Here is an 8,070-nt window from a genome sequence, read left to right as displayed (position 1 = left end):
TTGCGCCGGCGAGTGAGTAATACACATTGTCCAAATGCGTCCGCATTGAAGAACTTTTAATCAACTAAATAGCAAAACGCCCTTTCACGAAAACAATCCCATTTTGTGAAAGAGCGCCTAAGGCTCTAAAGCCTTGCTAAAACTTCCCGGGCCTTTTTCACCTCAGCCTCACTGGTGCGGAAAATCTCATACTCACTCAAAGAAGGCAGTCCCATACTCACGCCCTCTTTGCGGTACTTCATCTCACTGTCCAGCAAAACCTTGCCCGTCATATGATAATCTGTGATTCCGGTTTTCTCATAGATTGGAGCAATCACGTCTGCATTCACTCCTGCACCAGCCATAATGTGAATACGACCGGAACTCTTCTCCACCAGCTCTGCAAGCAGCGGCGAACCATCCACACAGTTATTCTTCTGTCCAGATGTAAGAATGGTGTTAAAACCAAGAGAAATGGCCTGCTCCAGTGCCTCCATTGGATCCCTGCACACGTCAAAAGCCCTGTGCAAAGTTACAGACATCCCCTTCGCTTCCTCCATAAGCAGTGCCAGATGCTCCACATCCAGAGATCCGTCCGGCTTTAACATGCCGATCACGACACCCTGGGCGCCCAGCTCCCGGAATCTTCTCACTTCTGAACGAATAATATCAAATTCATATTCTGTATAACAAAAATCGCCAAATCTTGGACGGATCAGCGCATGGATCTTAATATCACTGTGCCTGCGGATCTCGCGAAAAAGACTCTCTGATGGAGTTGTTCCTCCAATCACCACATTTCCGCAAAGCTCGATCCGATCTGCTCCGCCTTTCTCAGCGGCAAGTACAGATTCCACAGAATCTGCACAAACCTCCAAAGTAAATTTGCTCATATCCTCTTTTTCCTTTCACCCAGCCTGATACTATCACATTGCAGCTATCACAATACTTTGCATTCTGATAATTTCACAAATTATTCCCATGCCCGCCGGTCTTGTCACTTTGTTGCTGCATTCCCGAGCTGCCGTTTCTTAATAGAGCGTTACACCAAGGGAATCCAGCATATCCTGCACCGACTGATCTGGGAATTCATCTGTGATGATTCCGTCCAGTTCATCAAGCTGTGTAAATTTATAAGATTCATTAAAATAAAATTTCTCCCGCTCCATCACGGCATATTTATGACGGCTGCTTTCAATTGCAGCCTTCTTGGTCAATCCGTCCTCCACTCCAAGAGTCGTGACGGTGTGATCCATCATATCAATTCCGCAGCTTCCCATAAATGCCCGGTCAAAGCTGTACTGCCGGATCACCTGGATTGCTGCAGAACCAAGGAATCCATTTACTGTAGGATACATGATTCCACCGGTTCCAATGGCTGTGATCTTGGGATTTTGCGCAAGCAGCTGTAAAATATCGATCATGTTGCTCACTACGGTAAGCTGCATTTTCGATTTCGCAAGAAGCTTGGCAAGCTCAATATTGGTTGTGGATATATCAAGAAAAATCGCTTCCCGCTCTTTGATCAACGTCATAGCCTTGACCGCGATCACCATCTTCTTGTCCACATGATAATTTCTTCTGTCGATAACATCTCTTTCCAGCGGGTAATCCTGGGAAAGAATCGCACCACCGTAAGTTCTTTTTAATTTACCGGCATTCTCAAGAGTTTTCAGATCTTTACGGATGCAGTCCTCTGTAACCTGGAACATTTCGCTCAGTTCCCTGGTCCGGACTTTTCCCTCTTCCCGAAGGACTTTCTCGATGGCTATCTGCCGTTCCTCAATAAACATCCTTCTTCCTCCTGTTTTCTGCTGTCTGATTTTTCCTAAGTCTATCTCTTGCTATTTTAACAGTTAACATAACTTATATAGCACTATACATTTCATATTACAGCCAGTCTTTTAGCTTTCCATATCTTCTGAATAGATACCCAATCTGTCTGTCAAATATTACTCTGCGCATTGACTGCAGGCAACAAAATGTCCCGGTTTTACCTCAACAAGCTTCGGCTGGCTCTTATGGCAGCTATCCTTGCAAACAGGACAACGACTGCAGAACTTACACTCCTCGCCAAGATCAATGGGGTTCGGAAGTGTACCCTCCAGCATGATTCTCTGACGGTTCTTCTCAATATCCGGATCCGGGATCGGGATTGCAGAAAGAAGAGCCTTGGTATAAGGATGCATTGGGTTCTCGAAAAGCTCCTCACTGTCAGCAAGCTCAACAAGAGATCCCAAGTACATAACACCAATACGGTCACTGATATGTTTCACCATGGAAAGGTCGTGTGCAATAAACAGGTAAGTCAGCCCACGCTCTCTCTGAAGCTGCTCCAGAAGGTTGATAACCTGTGCCTGGATGGAAACATCCAGAGCAGAAATTGGCTCATCGCATACAATAAAATCCGGATTTACTGCAAGTGCACGTGCAATACCAACACGCTGGCGCTGTCCACCGGAAAACTCATGAGGGAAACGATCTGCATGCTCTGCCTGAAGACCAACGGTTTCCAGAAGCTCAATTACCTTGGCATCACGTTCTTTTTTATTGGCAGCAAGACCGTGAGCATCAATTCCCTCTGCTACAATATCCAGAATTTTTCTTCGCGGGTTCAGGGATGCATATGGATCCTGGAAAATCATCTGCATTCTTCTGCAAAGCTCATGTCTCTGCTTTGTATCCAGATTCTTGTCAATTTTCGTTCCATCGAAAGTTACCGTACCATCTGTAGGATCATACAGATGGATAACAGTTCTTCCAAAGGTAGATTTACCACATCCAGACTCTCCAACCAGACCAAGAGTCTCTCCTTTATAAATCTGAAGGGAAATGTCATCAACTGCTTTCAGGATCTTTTTATTTCCAACATTAAAGTATTTCTTCAGGTTCTTGACATCAAGAAGTACCTGCTTTTCATCATTTTTCATCAGAGTTTACCTCCTGTGCCATCTCGTCAAGCATCCAGCATGCTGACTTGTGATTCTTGCCGCAATCGGTATAATCCGGCATGTATTTCTGGCAGACGATCATTGTCTCCTTACATCTTGCCGCAAAAGGACATCCAACCGGAGGCTCCATAAGATCCGGAGGAGTTCCTGGAATTGCCTGAAGCTCACCGCCTTTTTCGTGTGCTTTTGGAATAGAACGAAGAAGGCCTTTTGTATATTCGTGACATGGGTTGTGGAAAATATCTTCCACATCTCCTGTCTCAACTAATTTTCCGCCATACATAACAGCAACACGGTCTGCAATATTTGCCACAACACCAAGGTTATGGGTAATGATGATAATGGATGTTTTGATCTTTTTCTGAAGATCGCGCATCAGATCCAGGATCTGTGCCTGGATCGTTACATCAAGGGCTGTGGTCGGCTCATCTGCGATCAGCACCTTGGGATCACATGCCAGTGCAATGGCGATGACAACTCGCTGTCTCATACCACCGGACAGCTGGTGTGGATACTGGTCGTAACGTGCCTCCGGATTGGAGATTCCAACCAGGGAAAGAAGCTCAATGGCTCTTGCCTTACGGTCGGCTTTACTCATCTCCTTGCGGTGCTCTTTCAGCATTTCCTCGATCTGTTTTCCAACCTTCATAGTTGGATTCAGGGAAGTCATAGGATCCTGGAAGATCATGGCAATCTCGCTTCCGCGCACCTGCTGCATCTGACGTTCTGAATATTTGGTCAGATCATTTCCCTGAAACATTACGCTTCCTTCTACTACTTTTCCATTCTTTGGGAGGATTCCCATAACACCTTTCATGGTAATGGATTTTCCGGAACCGGACTCTCCTACTACCGCAAGTGTCTCCTGCTCATTCAGGTAAAAATCCACGCCGCGCACAGCCTGGACAACGCCCTTGTGCGTCTTGATGTGGACTGTAAGATTCTTAACTTCTAATATTTTTCCCATAGCTGTACCTACTTTCTCATCTGCGGATCAAGGGCATCACGAAGTCCGTCGCCCAGAATACTGAAGCATACCATAATCAGTACGATAACAATTGCCGGGAAAATCAGTACATGTGGATACATTCGCAGTACCTGATAACCACCGTTGATCAATACACCAAGGGAAGCCTGCGGCTCTGCCAGACCAATACCAATGAAGCTTAAGAATGCCTCGGTAAAGATAGCGCTTGGGATTGTGAACATCACGTTGATTACGATAACGCTGACTGTGTTCGGGATCAGATCCTTCATAATAATGTTGAATTTGCTGGTTCCAAGAACCTGAGAAGCAAGTACGAATTCCTGATTCTTCAGTTTCAGGATCTCGGCACGAACCAGTCTGGCCATATTTACCCATCCGGTAATGGAAAGTGCAGCGATAATAGTTCCTACACCAGCCGGGAATGCCATCAGGAAAAGGATTACAATGATAAGGCTTGGGATTCCAACCAGTACCTCAATAATACGCTGCATAACAGCGTCTACCTTTCCCCCGAAAAGAGCGGAAACAGCACCGTAAAGAACACCTACAACCAGATCCAGGATTGCAGCTACCAGTGCAATCATAAGGGAAATTCTGGTTCCCATCCAGGTACGTACCCACAGGTCACGTCCAAACTGGTCAGCACCAAAAATGTGTGCTGCGCTTGGAAGTCCATATACATTGTTATAATCAGTGTCTCTAAATGAATATTTACTGAAGATCGGTGCAAAAATGGCAAGCAGGATAATTCCGATCAAAATAAATAATGCTACAACTGCTGCCTTGTTTTTTTTCAGACGGATCCATGCGTCAGCCAGCATAGTGGAAGCAGGAGCTGCGATGTGCTCTTTTTCAGAGGCTTCTACTTTCGCTTTCTGATACATGCTGCGGTCAATTTTTGATTTGTCCACGATCAGCTCTCCTTTCCTTTGGCAAGACGAATTCTCGGATCAATAAGAGAATAAGCCAGGTCAACAAGCAGTACAATCAGCATATAGAATGCGGCATAGAAAATAGTAATACCCATGATCACCGGATAGTCATTGGCCTTGATACAGTCTACGAAAAGGCTTCCGATACCAGGAATACTGAAGATGTTCTCTACAGCAAGAGATCCTGTCATAAGGTTTACTACGATTGGTCCTAAAATGGTTACAACCGGAAGGATGGAGTTGCGGACTGCATGACGCATAAGGACTTTCATCTGGCTCAGCCCCTTGGCTCTTGCAGTTACGATGTAATCCTGATCCAGTACATCCAGCATTTCGGTACGCATAAAACGGGCAACCATAGCTGTTGCACTGAACGAAAGCGCAATGGACGGCAATACGGAACAATTCCAGCCAGTCCAGAATCCAACCGGGAGAGCGCCCCATTTCAGACCTATGTAATACTGAAGAAGGGCTGCGGCGACAAAGTTCGGCACCGAAACTCCAAGCACTGCCAATATCATAGTAAAGTAATCAATTCCGCTATTGTGCTTCCAGGCAGCCAGGATTCCTAAAATTAATCCGATTGCAAGTCCGATCAGTACTGCCTGGATACCAATCAGAGCAGAGGGTCCAAGACGACCTGTGATAACCTTGGAAACGTCCTGGTTTACATAAGTAAAGGAAGTACCCAGGTCTCCTTTCAGCATGTTCTTAATATATTTCACATACTGCATTGGAAGAGAATCATTTAATCCATACATTTCCAGCACACGTTCCTGCTGCTGAGGTGTCATAATACTAAAACGCTCAGCATCAAAAGGTGTACCTGGAAGATTTTTCATCATGAAAAAGGTACAGGTTACAATTACCCACAAGGTAACCAAAATGTACCCTAATCGCTTTAATACATATTTCAGCATGACATCACCTTTTCTGTTACTGTGCACGTAGTGAACAGTACTCCTTTTCTTTCTGTGAAAAACAGACCGTATACCGGCTGTGTAAGCCACTGCTGTATACGGTCCGTTACTTATTCCTTAAGGAATATTACTTGAATTTGAAGCAAACCTCTGAGATCTGTTTCGCTATCAGTTTATATCCAACAATCACCTGAATAAGAGATTATTCGAAGGAAGCGTACTTGAACTCAAGCGGAACACCGATCGGATGGCTGATCAGGTTCTTGACATTGGATTTTGTCAGAACAGCGGAACCTCTGTGGTATACAGGAGCAACAACTGCGTCTTCCTCAACCAGCTTCTTCTCAGCTTTCAGCATGTCATCAAGACGAGCTGCATCGTCTGTCTGAGTCTTAGCATCAGAAATCAGTGCATTGTAATCTGCATCGTTGTAGTTTCCACGGTATGGAGTTCCGTTTGTCCACAGATCAAGGTATGTCATAGCGTCATCATAGTCAGCACCCCATGCTGTTACAGCAAACTGATAGTTGTTGGCATCCATCAGCTCTCCACGTCCCTGTACAGTCTTGGTATCGATTACTACGTTCAGACCAAGTGTTGTAACAAGCTCACTCTGGATAAATGTTGCAACGGATTTGGATACAGAGTCATCAGCTACAAGAAGAGTAACCTCTGAAGGTGCGCTTCCAAGCTCCTCAACTGCTTTGTCATAGTACTCTTTTGCCTGCTCCGGATCATATGGGGAAACATCTCCGTTCAGCTCACGGAATGTCTTCTCTCCATCACCGCTCATGCCGTCTGCTACAAGACCAAATCCTGGTGCAGAACCATCAGCAAGAATGTTATCTGTAAGAGCGCTTCTGTTCATAGCAAGAGAAATAGCTTTTCTCATGTTTGCATTGCTCATTACGTCATCTGTAAGGTTGAACTGTACATAGCTTGTACGGAAGTCGATCTCCTGGGAGAATTCCGGATCATCCTTGTATGCTACTACGTTTGCAGAATCAAGTTTAACCTGGGAAAGCTCGCCAGCCTGATATGCGCTTAATGCAGCTGCAGCATCTTTGATTACACGAACCTGTGCATCTTCGATTGCTACGTTGTCTTTATCCCAGTAATTGTCGTTCTTAGCGAAAGTAACGCCTACAGCCGGATCATAATCTGTGATCACGTACGGTCCGCAGTAGAGCATGGTGTCTGGGGAAAGAGCGAAGTTTGTGCCCTGCTCTTCACAGAATGCTTCGTTAACCGGGAAGAACATATCCATTGTAGTAAGGTTCAGGAAGTATGGTGTCGGGCTCTTCAGCTGAACTTCCAGTGTCTGATCGTCAACAGCCTTAACGCCTACCTCAGAAGCCTCAACACTTCCCTCATTATACTCCTGACCATTTACGATGTAGTCTGTCATAATGAAGCTGTAGCCGTTTGTTGCATCTGCGCTCATCTGTTTCAGCCATGCGTATACGAAATCTGCTGCTGTTACAGGCTCACCATTGCTCCACTGGATTCCATCTCTTAAGTGGAAGGTGTATGTAAGCTTGTCATCGGATACCTCATAAGTATCGCAAAGAGCCGGCTGAGGCTGGTTGTTCTCGTCCATACGGAACAGTCCCTCTTCTGCCTGGTTCAGTACCAGGAATGCATTCTCCTCGGATGCAGCCCACGGTACCAGAGTCTTGATCTCGAAATCAGTAGCAACGCTAAGTGTCTCTCCCTCTGCGAATACTGCTGATGCACCTGTAACAGTCATGGTGAGTGCCATTCCAAGTGCTACTGCTGCTTTCATCATTTTCATAGTTTTTTCTCCTTTCTTATCCGTCCTTTATGCAGGTACGGTAGTAAGCCTTTGCCGTTCAGAGTTTAAATGGAGCTTTATAGTAAAAAAACATTTTCTATTTTGCAACTTAGTCACGATGTAGTTTCATGCGCCTTTGCATAAATAAAAAATGTTCTCTTTGCTCGCCTCTTTTTGGTAATTTTAGTATAGCAAAGTGTTGTAGTGTTGTCAATTGTTTTTTATTATTCTTTATTGCTTTTTATTGTTTAGAATTGGTTTTGTACGAATTATGTATTTATTTTGTACAAATTCTGCTTTTTCAAGGAAAAATAAGTAAAAAATATCGGATGCAGCTGGGTGCTTCAACTGTATCTGGCTTCCTGTTTTCCTCTTTAATGTGTTGAATGTGTTGAAAAGTTCTTCAGGAGGGGCGCATTTGGACAATATGTATTACTCACTCGCCGGCGCAACGCTCCAGCGAACTAATCGCTAACTGCGACTAATGCGTTCGGGAGAGCCCTCA

The 8,070-nt window shown here is 44.9% G+C and carries 7 protein-coding genes; all 7 read right to left on the bottom strand.

Annotation, left to right across the window (positions count from 1 at the left end; genetic code table 11):
• Positions 1-125: 125 nt before the first annotated feature.
• The gene (locus tag AB5618_RS20980; RefSeq protein ID WP_148463619.1) at positions 126-872 is read right to left on the bottom strand and encodes a copper homeostasis protein CutC; all 747 of its coding nucleotides are present in this window, start codon (positions 870-872) and stop codon (positions 126-128) included.
• 138 nt (positions 873-1,010) lie between these two features.
• Positions 1,011-1,772: a DeoR/GlpR family DNA-binding transcription regulator gene (locus tag AB5618_RS20975; protein ID WP_173772021.1), complete on the bottom strand. Its 762-nt coding sequence runs from the start codon at positions 1,770-1,772 to the stop codon at positions 1,011-1,013.
• Positions 1,773-1,931: 159 nt separating this feature from the next.
• Positions 1,932-2,909 (bottom strand): ABC transporter ATP-binding protein, encoded by a 978-nt coding sequence (locus tag AB5618_RS20970; RefSeq protein WP_148463621.1) that lies wholly within the window; start codon positions 2,907-2,909, stop codon positions 1,932-1,934.
• Positions 2,899-3,897 carry an ABC transporter ATP-binding protein gene (locus AB5618_RS20965; protein ID WP_148463622.1) on the bottom strand — a complete coding sequence of 333 codons (999 nt, stop codon included), beginning with the start codon at positions 3,895-3,897 and terminating at the stop codon, positions 2,899-2,901. Before AB5618_RS20965 ends, AB5618_RS20970 begins: the two co-directional genes overlap by 11 nt.
• 8 nt (positions 3,898-3,905) lie before the next feature.
• On the bottom strand, positions 3,906-4,829 hold the full coding sequence (locus AB5618_RS20960; RefSeq protein ID WP_226815283.1) for an ABC transporter permease: 924 nt from the start codon (positions 4,827-4,829) through the stop codon (positions 3,906-3,908).
• A gap of 2 nt (positions 4,830-4,831) precedes the next feature.
• Positions 4,832-5,797, bottom strand: coding sequence for an ABC transporter permease (locus AB5618_RS20955; RefSeq protein ID WP_226820525.1), 966 nt, complete (start codon positions 5,795-5,797; stop codon positions 4,832-4,834).
• 175 nt (positions 5,798-5,972) lie between these two features.
• Positions 5,973-7,565 (bottom strand): peptide ABC transporter substrate-binding protein, encoded by a 1,593-nt coding sequence (locus AB5618_RS20950; RefSeq protein ID WP_368367036.1) that lies wholly within the window; start codon positions 7,563-7,565, stop codon positions 5,973-5,975.
• Positions 7,566-8,070: the final 505 nt, after the last annotated feature.

The organism is Ruminococcus sp. J1101004sp1_RTP21198st1_B9_RTP21198_201120, from assembly GCF_040924245.1.
Classification (GTDB): domain Bacteria; phylum Bacillota; class Clostridia; order Lachnospirales; family Lachnospiraceae; genus Blautia_A; species Blautia_A faecis.
The sequence above is the reverse complement of the archived record's forward strand: the minus strand, read 5'-3'. Positions and strand labels throughout refer to the sequence as shown.